General features: G+C 69.9%; 16 protein-coding genes. 10 read left to right on the top strand and 6 right to left on the bottom strand.

Features of this window, described 5'->3' with window-relative positions; all coding sequences use genetic code 11:
• Positions 1–557 precede the first annotated feature (557 nt).
• A complete protein-coding gene (locus J2Y70_RS01130) occupies positions 558–1,163 on the bottom strand; it encodes a helix-turn-helix domain-containing protein (protein WP_309912415.1) in 606 nt (201 codons plus the stop codon).
• 172 nt (positions 1,164–1,335) lie between these two features.
• On the opposite strand from J2Y70_RS01130, the gene J2Y70_RS01125 reads away from it, so the two are divergent.
• The 6 genes from J2Y70_RS01125 (at position 1,336) to J2Y70_RS01100 (ending at position 8,068) form a co-directional block, all read left to right on the top strand.
• Positions 1,336–2,349, top strand: a complete 1,014-nt coding sequence (locus J2Y70_RS01125; protein ID WP_309913221.1) for an NAD(P)-dependent alcohol dehydrogenase — start codon at positions 1,336–1,338, stop codon at positions 2,347–2,349.
• Positions 2,350–2,517: 168 nt separating this feature from the next.
• On the top strand, positions 2,518–2,799 hold the full coding sequence (locus J2Y70_RS01120; protein WP_309912413.1) for a hypothetical protein: 282 nt from the start codon (positions 2,518–2,520) through the stop codon (positions 2,797–2,799).
• A gap of 34 nt (positions 2,800–2,833) precedes the next feature.
• Positions 2,834–3,193 carry a TonB family protein gene (locus J2Y70_RS01115; RefSeq protein ID WP_309912411.1) on the top strand — a complete coding sequence of 120 codons (360 nt, stop codon included), beginning with the start codon at positions 2,834–2,836 and terminating at the stop codon, positions 3,191–3,193.
• A gap of 142 nt (positions 3,194–3,335) precedes the next feature.
• Positions 3,336–4,019: a hypothetical protein gene (locus tag J2Y70_RS01110; RefSeq protein ID WP_309912409.1), complete on the top strand. Its 684-nt coding sequence runs from the start codon at positions 3,336–3,338 to the stop codon at positions 4,017–4,019.
• Between the two features lie 265 nt (positions 4,020–4,284).
• On the top strand, positions 4,285–6,567 hold the full coding sequence (locus tag J2Y70_RS01105; protein ID WP_309912407.1) for a glycoside hydrolase family 3 N-terminal domain-containing protein: 2,283 nt from the start codon (positions 4,285–4,287) through the stop codon (positions 6,565–6,567).
• A gap of 556 nt (positions 6,568–7,123) precedes the next feature.
• The gene (locus J2Y70_RS01100) at positions 7,124–8,068 is read left to right on the top strand and encodes an SDR family oxidoreductase (protein ID WP_369011073.1); all 945 of its coding nucleotides are present in this window, start codon (positions 7,124–7,126) and stop codon (positions 8,066–8,068) included.
• A 239-nt stretch (positions 8,069–8,307) separates the two neighbouring features.
• Here the strand turns inward: J2Y70_RS01100 and J2Y70_RS01095 are convergent, their stop codons facing one another.
• The 3 genes from J2Y70_RS01095 to J2Y70_RS01085 all read right to left on the bottom strand — a co-directional run bounded on the left by J2Y70_RS01095 (position 8,308) and on the right by J2Y70_RS01085 (position 13,236).
• On the bottom strand, positions 8,308–10,824 hold the full coding sequence (locus J2Y70_RS01095) for an excinuclease ABC subunit UvrA (protein WP_309912404.1): 2,517 nt from the start codon (positions 10,822–10,824) through the stop codon (positions 8,308–8,310).
• A 403-nt stretch (positions 10,825–11,227) separates the two neighbouring features.
• Positions 11,228–11,533: a UBP-type zinc finger domain-containing protein gene (locus J2Y70_RS01090; protein WP_309912402.1), complete on the bottom strand. Its 306-nt coding sequence runs from the start codon at positions 11,531–11,533 to the stop codon at positions 11,228–11,230.
• Complete coding sequence (locus tag J2Y70_RS01085) at positions 11,530–13,236, bottom strand: FAD-dependent oxidoreductase (RefSeq protein WP_309912400.1); 1,707 nt, start codon at positions 13,234–13,236, stop codon at positions 11,530–11,532. The genes J2Y70_RS01090 and J2Y70_RS01085 overlap by 4 nt, the downstream gene beginning before the upstream one ends.
• A 488-nt stretch (positions 13,237–13,724) precedes the next feature.
• Here J2Y70_RS01085 and J2Y70_RS01080 point away from each other — a divergent pair, with 488 nt between their 5' ends.
• Positions 13,725–14,249, top strand: a complete 525-nt coding sequence (locus J2Y70_RS01080) for a DUF1993 domain-containing protein (protein ID WP_309912397.1) — start codon at positions 13,725–13,727, stop codon at positions 14,247–14,249.
• Between the two features lie 52 nt (positions 14,250–14,301).
• Positions 14,302–14,580 carry a hypothetical protein gene (locus tag J2Y70_RS01075; protein ID WP_309912396.1) on the top strand — a complete coding sequence of 93 codons (279 nt, stop codon included), beginning with the start codon at positions 14,302–14,304 and terminating at the stop codon, positions 14,578–14,580.
• A gap of 162 nt (positions 14,581–14,742) precedes the next feature.
• On the opposite strand, the gene J2Y70_RS01070 is transcribed toward J2Y70_RS01075, so the two are convergent.
• Both J2Y70_RS01070 and J2Y70_RS01065 read right to left on the bottom strand, forming a co-directional pair.
• Positions 14,743–15,354, bottom strand: a complete 612-nt coding sequence (locus J2Y70_RS01070) for an HD domain-containing protein (RefSeq protein ID WP_309912394.1) — start codon at positions 15,352–15,354, stop codon at positions 14,743–14,745.
• Between the two features lie 29 nt (positions 15,355–15,383).
• Complete coding sequence (locus J2Y70_RS01065) at positions 15,384–15,998, bottom strand: alpha-ketoglutarate-dependent dioxygenase AlkB (protein ID WP_309912392.1); 615 nt, start codon at positions 15,996–15,998, stop codon at positions 15,384–15,386.
• Positions 15,999–16,181: 183 nt separating this feature from the next.
• Here J2Y70_RS01065 and J2Y70_RS01060 point away from each other — a divergent pair, with 183 nt between their 5' ends.
• Together J2Y70_RS01060 and J2Y70_RS01055 are read left to right on the top strand one after the other, a co-directional pair.
• Positions 16,182–17,192 (top strand): SDR family oxidoreductase, encoded by a 1,011-nt coding sequence (locus J2Y70_RS01060; RefSeq protein WP_309912390.1) that lies wholly within the window; start codon positions 16,182–16,184, stop codon positions 17,190–17,192.
• A gap of 251 nt (positions 17,193–17,443) precedes the next feature.
• Positions 17,444–18,346, top strand: coding sequence for an SDR family oxidoreductase (locus J2Y70_RS01055; protein ID WP_309912388.1), 903 nt, complete (start codon positions 17,444–17,446; stop codon positions 18,344–18,346).
• The last annotated feature ends 11 nt before the right edge of the window (positions 18,347–18,357 follow it).

The raw sequence follows: 18,357 nt of genomic DNA, 5'->3' as shown, positions 1-18,357 counted from the left end.
CCTGCCGCAAGCCCCCTGTGGGAGCGACTTCAGTCGCGACGAGCGAAGCCATGCACCTGCGGCATCGGACAGCGTCGGGGCTGAAGCCCCTCCTACAGTGCACCCAGCCAGTTCGCCACAAGTCCCTGTAGGAGCGGCTTCAGCCGCGACGAACGAAGCATTGAACTGTGGGCTCCAGACAGCATCGGGACCGATGACCGCAGTCATTCGGAACTCCCGCACAGCGCAAGCCGGCAAACCTCGCGACTGCCGCCCTCATGCAGTCGGGGCTGAAGCCCCTCCCACAAATCACCCAGCCAACCTGCCGCAAGCCCCCTGTGGGAGCGACTTCAGTCGCGACGAGCGAAGCCGTGCATCTTCGGCTTCGGGCAGCGTCCGTCGGGGCTGAAGCCCCTCCTACAGTGAACGCAGCCAGCTCGCCACAAGTCCCTGTAGGAGCGGCTTCAGCCGCGACGAACGAAGCGGCGCATTGGGGGCTTGGGACAGGATCGGCGCAGAAGCCCTTGCTTGAAGAAAAATCCGCAGCGCAGATCGCGATGATCTGACGCTCCACCGGCTCAGCCGCTACCGCGCTTCCGCTTCGCCGCCGCCGCTGCGACAACCGGTTTGTCCACCCCCACCCCCTCACCCTCACCCGCACGCACCGTCGCCAACGTCATCGCGATCAGTCCGCCGATCAGGCGCCGCAGGTCGGCCTCGTTGTCGGCCGACGCCTTCAGGCTGGTGGTGGCCAGGCGCAGGATGTAGGCGATGTCCGCCGCCGACAGCGCCGCTGGCGCGCGCACCTCCGGCTGCAGCGTCGCCACCAGTTGCGCCTCCAGCGCCGCGTACAGGTCGGCCAGGGCCTGCGGCGCATAGTCGCCGCACCTGGCCAGCAGTTCGATGCCGTTCTCCGACCCGATCACCGACGCCGTGGGCTCCAGTACCCAGATGTCGAACAGATGCCGCAGCCGCGTCGCCAGGTCCTGTCCGGGCCGCACCCGCGCGCCGGAGTCGGCCAGGCAACGGTCGCGCTGGCGCAGCACCATCGCCGCGAAGATCGCCTCCTTGTTCGGGAACGAGGCGTATAGCGACGGCCGCGACATCTGCGCGGCCTCGGCGATGTCGCCGATGCTGACCTTGCGATAGCCATGGCGCAGGAACAGCTGGAAGGCCGCATCCATGATGCGCTCCTCCTTGCTCGGCAACGTCGGGGCACTGGTTGGCGATTTTACACTTGACATAATTTGTAAAGTTGTCAATCTTACATTCCCAGCCAAATTGTAAAGCACCGGAGCCCTAATGAACGCCATCGCCCAGCCGGCCCAGTCCCGTCCCACCCGCGCCTACGCCGCCATGGAAAAAAACGGCGCCATGGTGCCCTGGCAGTTCGAACGCCGCGCGGTGCGCGCGCACGACGTGGCGGTGAAGGTGCTGTATTCCGGCGTGTGCCACTCCGACATCCACTCGGTGAATCACTGGGGCGGCGAATTCCCACTGGTACCCGGCCACGAGATCGTCGGCGAAGTGGTGGAGGTGGGCGCAGGGGTCCGCGACTTCGCCATCGGCCAGCGGGTGATGATCGGCACCATCGTCGATTCCTGCCGCGTGTGCGAACCGTGCCGCGCGCAGATGGAGGTGTACTGCCGCGAGTTCCCGACCACCACCTTCGACGGCATCGATCGCGTCGACGGCAGCCGCACCCGCGGCGGCTATGCCGAGTACTACGTGGCCGACGCGCATTTCGTCTATCCGCTGCCCGAGGGCCTGGACCCGGCCGCGGCGGCGCCGCTGCTATGCGCCGGCGTCACCACCTATTCGCCGCTGCGGCACTGGAACGTCGGCCCCGGCAGCACCGTGGGCATCGTCGGCATCGGCGGCCTGGGCCACCTGGCGGTGAAATTCGCGCGCGCGCTGGGCGCGCACGTGGTGGCCTTCACCACGTCGCCGAAGAAGGCGGCCGAGGCGCAGCGTCTGGGCGCGCACGAGGTGGTGCTGTCCACCGATCCCGCGCAGATGCAGGCGCAGGCCTACCGCTTCGACTTCATTCTCGACACGGTATCCTCGACCTATCCGCTGGACCCGATGCTGCAGGCGCTCAAACTCGACGGCACGCTGTGCTCATTGGGCCTGCCGGACAAACTGGATTTCGCTCCAATGACGCTGGCGATGGGCCGCCGCCGCATCGCCAGCTCCGGCGCCGGCGGCACCGCCGACACCCACGAGATGCTGGCGTTCTGCCAGCGGCACGGCATCGTCGCCGACGTGGAGGTGATCGCGATGGAGCAGATCAACGAGGCCTTCGCGCGCCTGGAAAAAGGCGACGTGCACTACCGCTTCGTGATCGACATGGCGCGCTCGGCGCTGTAGCCGGCGCTGGCCGGCTCGGGCGACCGCTTCCGCGGCGTGGGCGGCTTGACTGCCCCAGGCGGGCAGGCGATGCTCGATGGACGCCGGCTATCGCCATGCCCTGCCGGCCTGCAGCCGTGGCCCGATGGGCCGCGCGATCATCCTGGACCAGGCAAAGGGAGAGCAAGCATGTCCATCGGCAAGAGCGTAACGCCCGCTGCCCTGTTGTTCTGCGCCAGCAGTCTGTTTGTGGTTCTTGGCCTGCTTGCCAATCCGCTTTACTTCAGCGCGGCATTCGCGTGCCTCGCCGCCGGTGCGGCGATGCGCGGCGACGCCCTCCAGCGCAGCGTGTTCGGCGCGCTCTCGCTCCTCTTCGTGCTCGTCGTCCTCGGTTACGGCATCGGCAAGGATCTGGCGCAACGCGACAACCTGCGCGATGCGCAGGCCGTGGCCAGCACCGACCGACAGTAACGATCGCGACCGCGGCAATCCGCAGCTGACGTCGATGCAAACGCCGCTGATAGCGCTGGTGCTGGCATTGGCCGGCACACCGCAGCAACAGCCTGCTCCCGAGCATGCAACGCCGCCGGAACCCTTGTCCGCTACGCCGCTGCGGATGCCCACCGACTTTTGCTTCGGCGCTTCCGCTATGGACAAGCGCTGCACTGTCACGGTGGCATTCGAAATCCTCGACAGCGGCGCCGTCGGCAAGCTCGATATCGTCCGCTCGTCCATAGACCGTGTCTGCGATCGGGCAGTGATGGAATCCGTCCGCAGTCGCCGCTATCCAGCCGGCAAGCCGTTCGTTGCCGTCCATGAGACGCTGCTCACTCCGAGTTGCAAGACGGACGGGCTGGAGCGCTAGTTCACCGCCCGCAGGCGCGCGCGTATAGCGACCGGTCGCGCATAGCGTCCGGTAGGTAAGACCGAACGCGTTCGGCACGACAGCTGACCATGGGGCGACAACCAGGTCGCTCAGCGTGCGACTGTCAGCCGCTGGTTCGTGCGTGTGTGGCAATGCGCAGAGGCGCGCGACATTTGCCTGCTTCGCACGTACAGTGCCGAGCACATTGATTGCCGCAGGGACGCCCATGCACTACGCCGCACTTCGCACGCTGCTCGAATCCTGGGGCGAGCTACGCCCGCAGCCGGCGTCCGACTGGCAGGGCACGATCCCGCTGCCGGCGGCGCTCGCCGATTTCTATGCGCAGGTCGGGCCGTGGGGCGAGACCTTGCATGCGCAGGTAGGTCCAACCGGCGTGTCGCTCGACATCGGCGGCAACCCGGTCGACATTCCGCCGCTGCACAAGCTTTGGCAGCGCCAGGCAGGCTACCGCTGGAACGCGGTCAGCGGCGAGCGCATTGCGGACTGGAACGAGCACTGGCTGGTGGTCGCGGACCAGGGCGCGGACCCGTTCATCCTGGACACCGCCAGCGGCGAAATCCTCCTCGCGTTCCACGGCGCCGGTGCGTGGCAACCGAAGCGGCTGGCCGCCAGCCTGGACAGCGCATTCGGCGGCCTGGCGACCATCGCCAACGCCATGGCGGAGCTGGGCGACGACGCGTTCGACGACACCGACGAACTGCTCGCCACGGCGCGAACCGCGGTCGCGACGGCCCTGGCGTCGTACCTGGGCAGCGCTGCCCAGGCTGCGCAATTCCTGGATGTCCTGGAGTGGTACCAAGCCTGAGCGCGGCCGGACGCGATGGCGGATCGGTTTTCGTCCCATCGCTGGTGGCGCCCGGTCCCGGCGCGGCTCCGCTGCCGGGATCGCTCGGCTGCTCTCGGTGAAAGGCGACCTGCGCTGGTGGTCGCAGTAGCTCCGGCAGCCGTCCGGCCGCGCCCAGCCTCGCGCGTCAGAGCATCGCCCCGCTCGCAGCGCATCGTGCACCGCATCACAGCTTTTCCTCGGCGATCCGTTAGCGTTTGCGCCTGGACCGACGGGGGCTCCACATATGGCGTTTCGTACCACGCGGCGTGGGCTGTTGCTCGGCGCCGGTTCGTTCGCGTTGCTGTCGCAGGTGCCGATGGGGTTCGCGCTGCCGCGCGGCGCGGCCAGGACGCCGGCTTTCATCGACGCGTTGATCGCGCGCATGAGCGTGGAGGAGAAGGCCGGGCAGCTGACCCTGTCCAGCTCGGCGCAACTGACCGATGCCGCGGCGGCGGCCAATCCGGTCAACGTACGGCCCACCGCCGAAGGCCAGCTGGCCGCGGCGCGCGCCGGGCGCCTGACCGGCATCTTCAACGGCTCCAACGTGCGCTGGCATCAGCAGCTGCAGCAGGCGGCGCTGCAGAGTCGGTTGCAGATCCCGTTGCTGTTCGCCGCCGACGTGATCCACGGCTTCACCACCGTGTTCCCGGTGCCGCTGGCCGAGGCCGCCAGCTTCGAGCCGGAACTGGCGCGGCGCACCGCGCGCGCGGCGGCGATGGAAGCCAGCGCGGTCGGCATCGACTGGACCTTCGCGCCGATGGTCGATATCGCCCGCGATGCGCGCTGGGGCCGCGGCGTGGAGGGCAGCGGCGAGGACGTGCTGCTCGCCCGCCGCTTCGCGCAGGCGCGGGTGCGCGGCTTCCAGGGCGAGGGCATCGGCCACGCCGACGCGCTGGCCGCCTGCCCCAAGCACTTCGCCGCCTATGGCGCGGCCGAGGCCGGGCTCGACTACAACACCGTCGACATCTCCGAACGCACCCTGCGCGAGGTGTATTTCCCGCCGTTCCAGGCCGCGTTCGACGCCGGCGCGATGACCACCATGGCCGCGTTCAACGAGATCGCCGGCATTCCGGCCACCGCCAACAGCTGGCTGCTGCGCGACGTGCTGCGCGGCGAATGGGACTACCGCGGGCTGGTGGTGTCCGACTACACCGGCGACCAGGAACTGATCGCGCACGGCGTCGCCACCGACGCGCGCGACGCGGCGCGGCTGGCGTTCCTGGCCGGCGTGGACATCAGCATGCAGAGCGGACTGTACCTGCAGCACCTGCCCGGCCTGGTCGCCGATGGCGCGGTGACGATGGCGCAACTCGACGCCTCGGTGCGCCGTGTGCTGCAGTTCAAGGCCGACCTGGGCCTGTTCGACGACCCGTTCCTGCGCATCGTGCCCGAGCGCGCGCAGGCGCGGCAGCGACGCCCGGAGACGCTGGCGCTGGCGCGCGAGGCGGCGCGCAAGTCGGTGGTGCTGCTGAAGAACGACGGCGAACTGCTGCCGCTCAAGCGTCGCGGCCAGCGCATCGCGCTGATCGGGCCGATGGCCGCCAACTGGGTGGACAGCGCCGGCCCGTGGACGCTGTTCGGCGGCGACGACAGCGGCAACGACCTGGCCACCGCGATGCGCGCGCAACTGGCCGACCGCGACGCGCTCCAGGTGGTGGAAGGCTGCGGCTTCGACCACAGCCTGCCCGGCGGGGTGCAGGCCGCGGTCGCCGCCGCGGCCGGCGCCGATGTGGCGGTGCTGGCGATCGGCGAGCCGTTGCGCTATTCCGGCGAAGCGCAGTCGCGTACCGAGATCGTCATTCCGGCGGCGCAACAGTCGCTGCTGGCCGCGGTGGCGGCGACCGGCACGCCGGTGGTGGTGGTGCTGAGCAATGGCCGCGCGCTGGTGCTCGACGGCGCGGTGCTGGAGGCGCCGGCGATCCTGGTCAGCTGGTTCCTGGGCTCGGCGTCCGGCGCGGCGCTGGCCGACATCCTGCTCGGCGCGCACGCTCCGTCCGGGCGCCTGCCGGTGAGTTTCCCGCACGAATCCGGGCAGGTGCCGTACAGCTACGCGCACAAGCCCAGCGGCCGCCCCGACCCGCGCCCGGACGCGCTGCAGCCGTACAAGACCCACTACCGCACCGTGCCAAACGCCGCGCTGTTCCCGTTCGGCCACGGCCTGACCTACGGCCGCATCGAATACGGCGAACTGGCACTGAGCGATGCGCGGCTGGCCGCCGGCGGCACGCTGCGGATCGGCGCGCGCATCCACAACCGCGGCACGCGCGACGCGGAGGAAGTGGTGCAGCTGTACGTGCGCGACCGCAGCGCCAGCGTCACCCGGCCGGTGCGCGAGCTGAAGGATTTCCGCAAGGTCGCGGTGCCGGCCGGCGGCAGCGTCGCGGTGGAATTCGCGCTGCGCCGCGAGGACCTGCTGTTCGTCGGCCAGGCGCTGACGCCGACCGTGGAGCCGGGCGTGTTCGATGTGTGGGTGGCGCCATCGGCCGAAGCTGCGGGCGTCTCCGCCAGTTTCGAATTGACGGGCTGAGACGCGGGAGCCTTTCGCAACAGCGAGCCCTGTAGGAGCGGCTTCAGCCGCGACAGACACCATCAGTAAGCCGGGGTCGCGGCCGAACCCGCTCCTACAGGACGCAACGCGCTATCACTGCAGCACCTACCTCGGGAACCGCGCAGTTGTGGGTGGCGCCTTCGACAAGGCCGCCGGCGTGTCCACCAGCTTCGAACCGCTGGCAGAGCGCCGGCGCGCCACACTCGGCCGTTCGCCCTCGGCGCCACGCGCATCCCACGCGCACAACCGGTTCGCTTCACGTCGGCAGCACCTCGCACTCACGCCGCGGTGCCGGGCGCGGCGCTGAGATGGCGCTGCCCGACGTTCGTCCGCATGCGCCCCGCCGCTGCCCGCAGCGCTGCCGGACCTGGCGGACGACGCCGAACGGGCGGGCGCGACGGCAATGCCCGCGCCGCCGCATCTTCCCCCACCGAGGAGCCGCGCCATGAGCGATCACGATCCCAACCACTCCGCCAGCCGCCGCCGCGCGCTCGGCGTCCTGGGCAGCAGCCTGGCCGCCAGCGGCGCGCTGGCGATGTCCGGCAGCGCCGGCGCGCAGGCCGCGGCGGCCGGCACCGGCGCCGCCGGCAGCAGGCCGCCGATGCAGGACCCGCGCACCCAGTATCCGCGCCCGCCGTTCGATACGCCCAAGCAGGAATGGCCGGGCCTGGCGTCGAAGATGGTGCCGATGCCGGACCACGGCGAGTCCAGCTACGTCGGGTCCGGCCGCCTGGCCGGGCGCAAGGCGCTGATCACCGGCGGCGATTCGGGCATCGGCCGCGCCGCGGCGATCGCCTTCGCGCGCGAGGGCGCGGACGTGGCGATCAACTACCTGCCGCAGGAGGAGTCGGACGCGCGCGAGGTGGTCGCGCTGATCCGCGCGGCCGGGCGCAAGGCGGTGGCCATCCCCGGCGATCTGCGCGGCGCCGCGTTCTGCAGGCAGTTGATCGATCAGGCCGTGCGCCAGCTCGGCGGGCTGGACATCCTGGTCAACAACGCCGCGCGCCAGACCGCGCAGCAGTCGATCCTGGACATCGACGACCAGCAGTTCGACGACACCCTCAAGACCAACCTCTACGCGCTGTTCTGGGTGACCCGCGCCGCGTTGCCGCACCTCAAGCCCGGCGCCTCGATCATCAGCACCACCTCGATCGTGGCCGACGATCCGCCCGAAGCGCTGCTCGACTACGCCACCACCAAGGGCGGCATCGTCAGCTTCACCAAGTGCCTGGCCAAGCAGCTGGCGCCCAAGGGCATCCGCGTCAACGCAGTCGCGCCCGGCCCGTACTGGACGCCGCTGCAGCCCAGCGGCGGGCAGTTCATGGACAAGTTGAAGACCTTCGGCGCCGACGGTCCCACCGGCAGGCCCGGCCAGCCGGCCGAGATCGCGCCGATCTACGTGCTGCTGGCCTCGCAGGAATCCAGCTTCACCACCGGCAGCATCTTCAGCAGCGTCGGCGGCCGCGGCAACGTCGGTTGAGCGCGGCGGTTCCCGCGCCGGCATCGGCTGGCGCGGGAACGCCGCATTGCGCTGCACCGCAATCGATGCATAGAGCGCAAGGCTGCTGCGTATCCGCGCCTGCGGCAACGTCCTTGCACGCGGGCGGTTCCACTTGCGGCAGTTGCGTTGCCACTGAAACGTAGAAAACGCGCAGCTCTGCACGTCTCCGCGAGGATGGCGCGCTGCGGTTGCTTGCCGCACCGCCCCTTCGCAGCGCCTCAGCCCTGCAGCGCCTCCGCCAGGAAAGGTGCGGTGCGGCTGCCGGCATGTCGCGCCACCGCCTGCGGCTCGCCGGCGACGACGACCTCACCGCCTTCATCGCCGGCACCTGGCCCCATGTCGATGATCCAGTCGCTGGCCGCGGCCACGCGCATGTCGTGCTCCACCGCGACCACGCTATTGCCGGCCTCCACCAGGCCGTGCAGCTGGCGCAGCAGCGTGTCCACGTCGGCCGGATGCAGGCCGGTGGTGGGCTCGTCGAGCACGTAGACGGTGTCGCGGCGCTGCGCGCGTTGCAGCTCGGTGGCCAGCTTGATCCGCTGCGCCTCACCGCCGGACAGTTCGGTAGCGGGCTGGCCCAGCCGCAGATAGCCCAGTCCCACCTCGCCCAGCACCTGCAGCGGACGCGCGATCGCCGCATCGTCGGCGAAGAACTCCGCCGCCTGCGCCACGGTCATGCGCAACACCTGCGCGATATTGTGCCCGCGCAGTTCGATCTCCAGCGTCTTGGCGTTGTAGCGCGCGCCATGGCAGGTCGGGCACGGCGCGTATACGCTGGGCATGAACAGCAATTCCACGAACACCGCGCCCTCGCCCTCGCAGGTCTCGCAGCGGCCCTTGGCGACGTTGAACGAGAAGCGGCCGGCGTCGTACTTGCGCTTGCGCGCGGCCGGCGTGGCGGCGAAGCGCTTGCGCACATGGTCGAACAGGCCGGTGTAGGTCGCCAGGTTGGAACGCGGGGTGCGGCCGATCGGTTTCTGGTCCACCTGCACCAGGCGCCGCACGTGCTGCAGGCCGTCGGCGACGCGTCCGTCGGTCGCCACCTGCGTACCGCGCTCCAACGGGTCCACGCCTTCTTCCGGATCGACGCGCTCCTGGCCAAGATGCGCGCCCAGCAGTTCCACCAGCGCCTGGCTGACCAGCGACGACTTGCCCGAGCCGGACACGCCGGTGACCGTGGTGAACACGCCCAGCGGAATATCCACGTCCAGCGCGGTGACGTTGTTGCGGGTGATCCCGCGCAGTTGCAGCCACGCGCTCGGCGCGCGCGGCGCATGCGCGATCGGCGCCTGTTCGGCGAACAGGTAGCGGCGCGTGGACGAGGCGGCGACCTGCGCCAGCCCGGCCGGCGGACCGCTGTACAGCACCTGCCCGCCCTGCTCGCCCGCACCGGGACCGACATCGACGATCCAGTCGGCATGGCGGATCACGTCGATTTCGTGTTCGACCACGAACAGCGAATTGCCCGCGGCCTTGAGCTGGTCCAGCGCGGCCAGCAGCGCCTGCGCATCGGCCGGATGCAGGCCGGCGGACGGCTCGTCCATCACGTAGACCACGCCGAACAGCTGCGAGCGGATCTGCGTGGCCAGGCGCAGCCGCTGCAGTTCGCCCGGCGACAGCGTCGGCGTGCTGCGTTCCAGGGTGAGATAGCCCAGGCCCAGCTCCTGCAGGATCTGGATCCGCGCCAGCAGATCCTGGGCGATGCGCTGCGCGGCGATGGCCTGCTCGGGATGGCGCTTGGCATCGCGCGTACGGCCCGCCGCGGCCGGGCGCAGCAGCTCGGCCACCTGCGTGAGCGGACGCTGCGACAAGGCGCCGATATCGAGCCCGGCGAAGGTCACCGACAACGCCTCGCGGCGCAGGCGCTTGCCGTCGCAGGTCGGGCATGGCGTGCTCAGCAGATACTGCGACACGCGCTTCTTGATCAGCGCGCTCTGCGTGCTGGCGAAGGTATGCAGCACGTAGCGGCGCGCGCTGCTGAAGGTACCCATGTAGGCCGGCTCCTGCTTGCGCCGCAGCGCGCGCTGGGTCTCGATCAGGCTGAAGCCGGGATACACCGGCACCGTCGGCTGCTCGTCGGTGTACAGGATCCAGTCGCGGGTCTTCTTGGGCAGCTTCGCCCACGGCACGTCGACGTCGTGGCCCAGCGTGGTGAGGATGTCGCGCAGGTTCTGCCCGTGCCAGGCCGGCGGCCACGCGGCCACAGCGCGCTCGCGGATGCTCAGCGAACGGTCCGGCACCATCGACGCCTCGGTGGCGTCGTAGATGCGGCCCAGGCCATGGCACGTCGGGCATGCGCCGGCCGGCGTGTTCGGCGAGAAGCCGTCGGCGTAGATGATGGCCTGCCCCGGCGGATAGTCGCCGGCGCGCGAATACAGCATGCGCAGCGAATTGGAGATGGTGGTGACGCTGCCGACCGACGAGCGCGTACTGGGCGCACCGCGATGCTGCTGCAGCGCCACCGCCGGCGGCAGGCCTTCGATGGCATCCACGTCCGGCACCCCGGCCTGGTCGATCAGACGCCGCGCGTAAGGCGAGATCGAATCCAGATAGCGACGCTGCGCCTCGGCGAACAGCGTGCCGAACGCCAGCGACGACTTGCCGGAGCCGGAGACGCCGGTGAACACCACCAGCGCATCGCGCGGCAGTTCGACGTCCACGTCCTTGAGATTGTGTTCGCGGGCGCCGCGGACGCGGACGAAGCCGGAGGCGGTGGAAACGGGGGACTTGGGCATTGGGTGAGAGCGGTCGGCAGGAACTGACGCAAGCTTAGCGGGTCGGCTCGATGCGCCGTGTACAGGTCATGCGCGATGGGCAGGATTCGCTGTGGGAGGGACTTCGGTTCCGACGCTGTCCGCAGTCCTTGGCTCCACGCTTCGCTCGTCGCGACTGAAGTCGCTCCCACAGGGACTTGCGGCGAGCTGGCTGGGTGCTCTGTAGGAGGGGCTTCAGCCCCGACCGGATCTTGATGTGCAGGAATGTCTGGCAGTGTCTGTCGCGGCTGAAGCCGCTCCTACAGGGGCTTGCGGCAAACCGCCTGGGTGCACTGTGGGAGGGACTTCAGTCCCGACGCTGTCCGAAGCTCAACATGCCAAACGCGTGGCCAGATTGCGCTGCAGCGGCGCGAGCGGCCTCACGCTACACGTAACGCGGAATCGGCCCCAACTGCGGCGTCTGGTCCGGCAGTTCCACTTCGGTCTCGTCCACGTAGCACCAGCCCCAGCCTTCGGGCGGGTCGTAGCCTTCGATGATCGGGTGCGCGGTCTGGTGGAAATGCTTGGTCGCGTGACGATTGGGCGAATCGTCGCAACAACCGACGTGGCCGCAGCTGCGGCACAGGCGCAAATGCACCCAGGGGCTGCCGATCTTCAAGCACTCCTCGCAGCCGCGCGCGCTCGGCGTGACCTCGGCAATGGTGGCAAGGTGGGAACAACGCGCTGTCATCGGCTGCCTCTCTCGGTTGCGGCGGGCGCACTGCGCCGTGCCAGGAATTGATGGATCTGCGCGACCACCGCGGCGCCCTCGCCGACCGCCGCGGCCACCCGCTTGACCGAACCGGCGCGCACGTCGCCGATCGCGAACACGCCCGGGCGGTCGGTCTCCAACGGCAGCGCCGGCACCTGGCCCAGTTCCGGCTCGGCGCCGGTGACGACGAAGCCGGCGTGATCCAGCCGCACGCAGCCGTCGACCCAGGCGCTGTTGGGATCGGCGCCGACGAACAGGAACAGGTGATGCAGATCGCAGCGATGGGTGGCGCCGGTGGCGCGGTCGCGGAACTCCGCGCTCGCCAGGCGCTGCGACGCGTCGGCCTGCAGCGACACCACTTCGGTGCCGGTGTGCAGCTCGACGTTCGGCAACGCGGCGATGCGCTCGATCAGGTAGCGCGACATCGACGCCTCCAGCCCGGCGCCGCGCACGATCAGGTGCAGGCGCTTCACCTTCGGCGCCAGGAACACCACCGCCTGGCCCGCGGAATTGCCGCCGCCGACCAAGGCCACCTCCTCGCCTTCGCACAAGCGCGCCTCCACCGGCGAGGCCCAGTACGACACGCCGTTGCCTTCGAACGCGGCCAGGTTGGCGATGTCCGGGCGCCGGTAGCGCGCGCCCGAGGCGATCACCACGGTGCGCGCCTGCACGCGCAGGCCATCGCGCATCTGCAATTGCAACGGCGCGGCGCTGCAGTCCTCGGCGGTGGCCGCATCGCAATGCAGCTGCGCCACTTCCAGCGGCAACGCCAGCTCGGCGCCGAACTTCAGCGCCTGGTTGTAGGCGCGTCCGGCCAGCGCCTGGCCGGAGATGCCGGTGGGAAACCCGAGGTAGTTCTCGATCCGTGCCGAGGCACCGGCCTGGCCGCCGATCGCACGCTGGTCCAGCACCAGCACCGACAGGCCTTCGGAGGCGGCGTACACCGCAGTCGCCAGGCCGGCCGGGCCGGCGCCGACGATGGCCACGTCATAGCGTTTTTGCGGATCCAGCTCCGGGGTCATGCCCAGGCAATGCGCGGCCTCGGCCTCGCTGGGACGCCGCAGCACGGTGCCGCTGGGGCAGACCATCAACGGCAGTTCGTCGTGATGGATGCCCAGGCGCTCGACGAGCGCGCGGCCCTCGTCGTCGTTGGCCGCATCCAGGAAGGTGTTGGGATAGCCGTTGCGGGTCAGGAAGCCCTGCAACCGGGTCAGCCGCGCCTCGCCCGGCTCGCCGATCAGCACCGAACCGGCGGTATCGCCTTCGATCAATCCGACCCGGCGCAGGATTAGCGCGCGCATCACGATCTCGCCGACGTCGGCCGAGCTGATCATCAGCGAGCGCAGGTGCGCCGCGTCGAACGGCACCGCGACGCAGCCTTGGGCGCCGGCGCGGCCGCCGGCCAACGAGGCGCGGCCGGCCAGCTGGCTGACCTCGCCGCTGAACTGCCCTGCGGTGTGTTCGGTGACCGGCTTCTCGTGGCCCAGCCCGTCGCGGCGCACCACCGCGATCGTGCCCTGCAGCACCAGCCACACCGGCGCCGGATGGTCGCCGACGGCGAAGACTTCCTCGTCCGGAGCGAACGTGCGCGGCGCGCCGCTGGCGAAGCGACGCGCGGTCTCCACCTGTGCGGGCTCCAGCACCGGAAACATCTGATGGCGACGGGTATCGGCCAGGCTCATCGGCATCCTTGTGGGTAACGGGTATTGACGCCACACAGCATGCGATGCGGCAGCGCTGCGGGCAATCACCCATTCTGGGAGGCCGCGCCTGCGGCAGCGGCGCACTCAACGTTTGCGGCCGGGGACGACAGGCTCGCCTCGCACAGTCGATCAACGGGACGCTTCGCGCCGTACCCTCACCCCAACCCCTCTCCCGGTGGGAGAGGGGCTAAAGCGCTGCGACTGTTCCTTGTCCCATCTGGGCCATGGCTCCCTTTCGGGAATGGTGGGCTGGATGAGGGCAGACAAAATTCCGCAATCAACGGACGCGACCGCCCTTCGTCGCCGCGCAGCGGCGCCATCCTGCTGCCAGTACGCGCGGGTATGGAACGCACCGCACCCGCCGCGACGAGGGTCGCCCTTGTGTTCGATCCGCAACGCCCCATCCAAGTGGTGCTGCGCCGTCGCCGGCCTGCGCCCGGCCCCTATCGTCTTCAAGGAAACCGCTCATGTCCGTCTCGATGTATCGCCTTTCCGTTCCGGTGTTCCTGCGTGGCCTGGACGTGCTGCAGCACTATGTCGCGCTGGCCGAACGCCACGCGCAGGAGAACGGCCAGGATCCACAGGCGCTGGTCGACGCACGCCTGGCGCCGGACATGTTCGGCTTCGCCGCGCAGATCCAGCGCGCGTCGGACACTGCGAAGAACACCATCGGCCGCCTCAGCGACGTCGTGCCGCCGAAGATGGCGGACGAGGAAACCACCCTGGCGCAGTTGGGCGAGCGTATCGCCGCCACGCAGCGCTTCCTGCACAGCGTGGATGCGGCTGCCCTCGACGGCGCCCAGGACCGCGCGGTGTCGCTGAGCGCCGGCAAATTGAAAGCCGACTTCAACGGCAGCGACTACCTGCTGACCTTCGCCCTGCCGAATTTCTTCTTCCACGTCGCCACCGCCCACGCGATCCTGCGCCAGCAAGGCGTGGCGGTGGGCAAGCTCGACTATCTGGGGTCGTTCGAGCAATTCCTGCCATCCTGAGCAGCGCGATCAGAAAACACCTTCGCCTCCGACGCTGCATCGACGGCCGCGCATGCTGGACATCTCCTACCTATCCGACGACGAAGGCGTGCGGCCGTCGTTCGCGATCGCCGATTCGGAGCTGGCCCTGTTCGAGCGCGCGTTCGGCGAACTCAGGAACCGGACCGGCCTGCATATCGATCCCTACGGGACGTGCAGGATCTATCCGACCCATCAGAGGACGTTGGCGACGCTGCTTTCCGGCAGCCGGCAGGAGCGCGTCGTGGAGTTCGTGGAGTTCCTGGAGGCATCGACCGGGGCGGACGAAGTACTCATTGCCGACGGCGAATGAGCGCAAGCGCGCTGCGATTCACAGCCTACGGTGAAGTCGATGCCGGAAGCACCCGCGACAGTGGGCACGCGGACGCAAAGCGAAGGCCGGCATCTCCGTACGCATACGGCCGACGCGCGCGAGGCTGCGCACGGTGGCGCACCCGCGATCCGCCATCGGCAGCTAAGCGAACGCCACCCCGGCCAACGCATGCATCCGCTTCACGCTGGACGCGAACGGGCGCAGGATCGGCGTACCGCGCGCGGTGAACACCTCCAGCAGCGCGGCGTAGTACCACAAGGTGCCGTCGCGCCCGGCGGTGAAGCGCTCGAACACGTCGGTGCCGGTCGCCGGGTCTTCCAGGTCGGCGACGATGCTGCGCGCGTTGTAAAGCTTGTCGCAGGCCGAGACCAGCAGCGTCGCACCCGGCGCGTCGTGCAGGTGCGCCAGATAGGCCTGCTTGCGGGTGCGCCAGTCGCGGCGCCTGGCCGGCACGTCCTCCGGTTCCGCCTTGCGCTCGGCGCTGGCGTCGGTGCAGCCCATCACGATCGCCGCGACCTGGTCGCCGAACTGCGCGCGGATCACCGCCTCGTGGCCGGCGCCGCAATCCTCGACCACATCGTGCAGCAATGCGGCGATCGCCTGGTCCTCGTCGCCGCCGGCTTCCAGCACCAGCGTCGACACGCCCAGCACATGGCTGAAATACGGCACCGTGCCGCCCTTGCGGAACTGCCCGGCGTGGGCGATGCGGGCGTAGTCGACGGCGCGCGCGTAGCGTTCGGTGAGAGCGGTCATGCGGCCTTCCTGACGGGAACAGGCCTGCATTATGCGGAATCGGCGGCGCCATCGGCGGGCGCTCCGTCCATCGGCCGCACCCGGAACACCACGCTCATCCGCGGCGCCACCGGCCGCACCGTCTTCGGGATGCCGTGCTCGTGGGTGAGCTGGGAGGCATGGCTCATCGCCAGCAGGCTGCCCGGCGCCAGTTCCACCGCGATGCTGCGGCGGTCGCCGGCCTTGGCGCGGATGTTCATGCGCCGCGGCGCGCCCAGCGACACCAGCGCGATCGGATGCGGCGCCACCAGCGTGTGCAGCTTGTCGTTGTGCATCGCCACGCTGTCGCGGCCGTCGCGGTACAGGTTCAAGCCCACCGCCGAGTACGGCGCCGGCACCCGCGCCTGCACCGCGGCATGCAGGTCGCGCAGCGGCAGGGTCTCGGGCAGCGCCTGCAGGCGATACGACGCCAGCAGCCGCGGCACGTCCACCACCCGGTCGTACATCGGCCGGCGCAGGCATTGCCAGGCCGCCCCGTCGCGCAGCGCCTCGAACCAGGCCTGCGCCAGCGCCGGCTCGATCAGCTGCGGCCAGTAGCGGATGCCGCCCTCGGCATCGGCCACCAGGCAATGCGGGAGGTCGTCGGTGGAAGCGAACAGGTCCATGTGCGGAAGATGGGGATGCGGCCGAAGGAGTGCCATCCCAGCATCTGAACGGCTCAGCGGCTGCGACGCACCGCCGCGACGCCGCGCCTGTCACGGGGATTCTTACTTTTCGCCCGCGCCGCGTTAACGTCCGGCTTGGGAGCATGCGGTCTCTCCCCCCGACGGCACAGGCGATACGCACGCATGACGACAGCGCGCAGGACCACAGCAGGCACGACCCGGGCGCAGCGCCCCCACGTGGTGATCACCGGCGCATCCAGCGGCATCGGCCAGGCCACCGCCGAGGCGCTGGCGGCGCAAGGCGCCAAGCTGGTCCTGGCCGCACGCGGCGTGGAGGCGCTGGAACAGGTCGCGCAGATCTGCCGCCGCCATGGCGCCAAGGTGCTGGTGGTGCCCACCGACGTCAAGGACGCCGACGCGGTGCGTGCGCTGGCCGAACAGGCGCAGGCGTTCCTCGGCCATGTCGATCTGTGGTTCAGCAACGTCGGCGTGGGTGCGGTCGGCAAGTTCCAGGACGTGCCGATCGAGGCCAGCGACGCGGTGGTCCAGGCCAACCTGCTCGGGCACATGCACGATGCGCACGCGGCGGTACAGATCTTCCTGGCGCAGGAGCGCGGCATCCTGGTCAACATGATCTCGATGGGCGGATTCGCCGCCACCCCGTACGCCGCCGCCTACAGCGCCAGCAAATACGGACAGCGCGGGTTTTCCGAAGCGCTGCGCGCCGAACTGGCGGAGCATCCGCACATCCACGTGTGCGACGTCTATCCGTACTTCGTCGACTCCCCAGGGCTGGCGCATGGCGCCAACTACACCGGCCGCCGCATCGACGGGCCACCGCCGATGCTCGATCCGCGCCGCGTCGCGCGCGCGGTGGTCAGGCTGCTGCGGCGCCCGCGCAACACCGTGGTGATCGGCCCGGCGGTCGGTGCGATGCGCGTGGTGCATGCGCTGGCGCCCAATGCGTTCGCCGCGGGCATGGGCCGTTTCTTCGGCCGCTATCTGGCGCGTGCGCCACGCGCGGCGGTGGCGCCGGGCAACGTGTTCCAGCCGCCGCTGTCGCCCGGCGGCGTGGACGGCGGCCTGCGCCGGCGCGCGCAGCGCACCGAGCTGGCGACGCAGGTGGCCGCGGTCGGCGCGGTGGCCGCATTGGCCACGGTCGCAGTGATCGCCTGGCGTCGCAGCCGCCGCTAGAGCGCACCGCAGGCGTCGCACACGCATATCGCTCGGTCGTACCGCACGCCGCATCCGTGATGCGACGCGTGCGGTTGCGTCTGCATGTCTGCAGGCAAGCCGTGCCGTGCGGGTATCGCACTTTCACGTGCCCTGTCCATTTCGTTCACCCCACCGCATCCGCGCGATTTTCATACTTGCGTCCGTTGGCCGGCCGAGTGCGTCCACCTCGGCATCGCGCCACGCCCTCCCCCATCGCAAGGAGATCGTGCATGTCTGGCAGCAAGAACCAGTTCACGATGCAGAACCCGCTCACCCAATTCCCGCAACCCGAGTTCCCCGAGCAGAGCCAGACCCCGCCGGGCACCGTGCATGCGCTGCAACCGGCCGCCGACCATGGCGAGCACACCTATCGCGGCTTCGGCCGCCTGGCCGGGCGCAAGGCGCTGATCACCGGCGCCGATTCTGGCATCGGCCGCGCCACCGCCATCGCCTACGCGCGCGAAGGCGCCGACATCGTCCTCAACTACCTGCCAGAGGAGGCGGAGGACGCCGCCGAGGTGGTCGCGCTGATCGAGGCCGAAGGCCGCAAGGCGGTGTGCCTGCCCGGCGACCTGCAGGACGAGGCGTTCTGCCAGCAGTTGGTGACCAAGAGCGTGGAGGCGCTGGGCGGACTGGACATCCTGGTCAACGTGGCCGGCAAGCAGACCGCGGTGAAGGACATCGCCGAGCTGAGCACCGAGCAGTTCGAGGCCACCTTCCGCACCAACGTGTTCGCGATGTTCTGGCTGTGCAAGGCCGCGGTGCCGCACCTGCCGCCGGGCGCGACCATCATCAACACCACCTCGATCCAGGCCTACCAGCCTTCGCCGATGCTGATCGACTACGCGCCGACCAAGGCGGCCATCGCCAACTTCACCCAGGCGCTGGCGCAGCAGTTGGCCGACAAGGGCATCCGCGTCAATGCGGTGGCGCCGGGGCCGGTGTGGACCCCGCTGCAGCCCAGCGGCGGGCAGCCGCCGGAGAAGATCCCCGCGTTCGGCTCGGAAACCCCGCTCAAGCGCGCCGGCCAGCCGGTGGAGATGGCGCCGCTGTACGTGCTGCTGGCCTCGCAGGAATCGAGCTACATCACCGGCGAGATCATCGGCGCCACCGGCGGCCTGCTGCTGTCTTGAGTACGCCGGCC

Source organism: Xanthomonas sp. 1678, from assembly GCF_031455575.1.
Classification (GTDB): Bacteria; Pseudomonadota; Gammaproteobacteria; order Xanthomonadales; family Xanthomonadaceae; genus Xanthomonas_A.
This window is presented reverse-complemented; position numbering and strand designations above follow the sequence as displayed.

Excerpts from the sequence above, each read along its gene's own strand:
- J2Y70_RS01130 (WP_309912415.1), bottom strand. The coding sequence starts at position 1,163 with ATGGATGCGGCCTTCCAGCTGTTCCTGCGCCATGGCTATCGCAAGGTC.
- J2Y70_RS01125 (WP_309913221.1), top strand. The coding sequence starts at position 1,336 with ATGGAAAAAAACGGCGCCATGGTGCCCTGGCAGTTCGAACGCCGCGCG.
- J2Y70_RS01120 (WP_309912413.1), top strand. The coding sequence starts at position 2,518 with ATGTCCATCGGCAAGAGCGTAACGCCCGCTGCCCTGTTGTTCTGCGCC.
- J2Y70_RS01115 (WP_309912411.1), top strand. The coding sequence starts at position 2,834 with ATGCAAACGCCGCTGATAGCGCTGGTGCTGGCATTGGCCGGCACACCG.
- J2Y70_RS01105 (WP_309912407.1), top strand. The coding sequence starts at position 4,285 with ATGGCGTTTCGTACCACGCGGCGTGGGCTGTTGCTCGGCGCCGGTTCG.
- J2Y70_RS01100 (WP_369011073.1), top strand. The coding sequence starts at position 7,124 with ATGTCCGGCAGCGCCGGCGCGCAGGCCGCGGCGGCCGGCACCGGCGCC.
- J2Y70_RS01095 (WP_309912404.1), bottom strand. The coding sequence starts at position 10,824 with ATGCCCAAGTCCCCCGTTTCCACCGCCTCCGGCTTCGTCCGCGTCCGC.
- J2Y70_RS01090 (WP_309912402.1), bottom strand. The coding sequence starts at position 11,533 with ATGACAGCGCGTTGTTCCCACCTTGCCACCATTGCCGAGGTCACGCCG.
- J2Y70_RS01085 (WP_309912400.1), bottom strand. The coding sequence starts at position 13,236 with ATGAGCCTGGCCGATACCCGTCGCCATCAGATGTTTCCGGTGCTGGAG.
- J2Y70_RS01080 (WP_309912397.1), top strand. The coding sequence starts at position 13,725 with ATGTCCGTCTCGATGTATCGCCTTTCCGTTCCGGTGTTCCTGCGTGGC.
- J2Y70_RS01075 (WP_309912396.1), top strand. The coding sequence starts at position 14,302 with ATGCTGGACATCTCCTACCTATCCGACGACGAAGGCGTGCGGCCGTCG.
- J2Y70_RS01070 (WP_309912394.1), bottom strand. The coding sequence starts at position 15,354 with ATGACCGCTCTCACCGAACGCTACGCGCGCGCCGTCGACTACGCCCGC.
- J2Y70_RS01065 (WP_309912392.1), bottom strand. The coding sequence starts at position 15,998 with ATGGACCTGTTCGCTTCCACCGACGACCTCCCGCATTGCCTGGTGGCC.
- J2Y70_RS01060 (WP_309912390.1), top strand. The coding sequence starts at position 16,182 with ATGACGACAGCGCGCAGGACCACAGCAGGCACGACCCGGGCGCAGCGC.
- J2Y70_RS01055 (WP_309912388.1), top strand. The coding sequence starts at position 17,444 with ATGTCTGGCAGCAAGAACCAGTTCACGATGCAGAACCCGCTCACCCAA.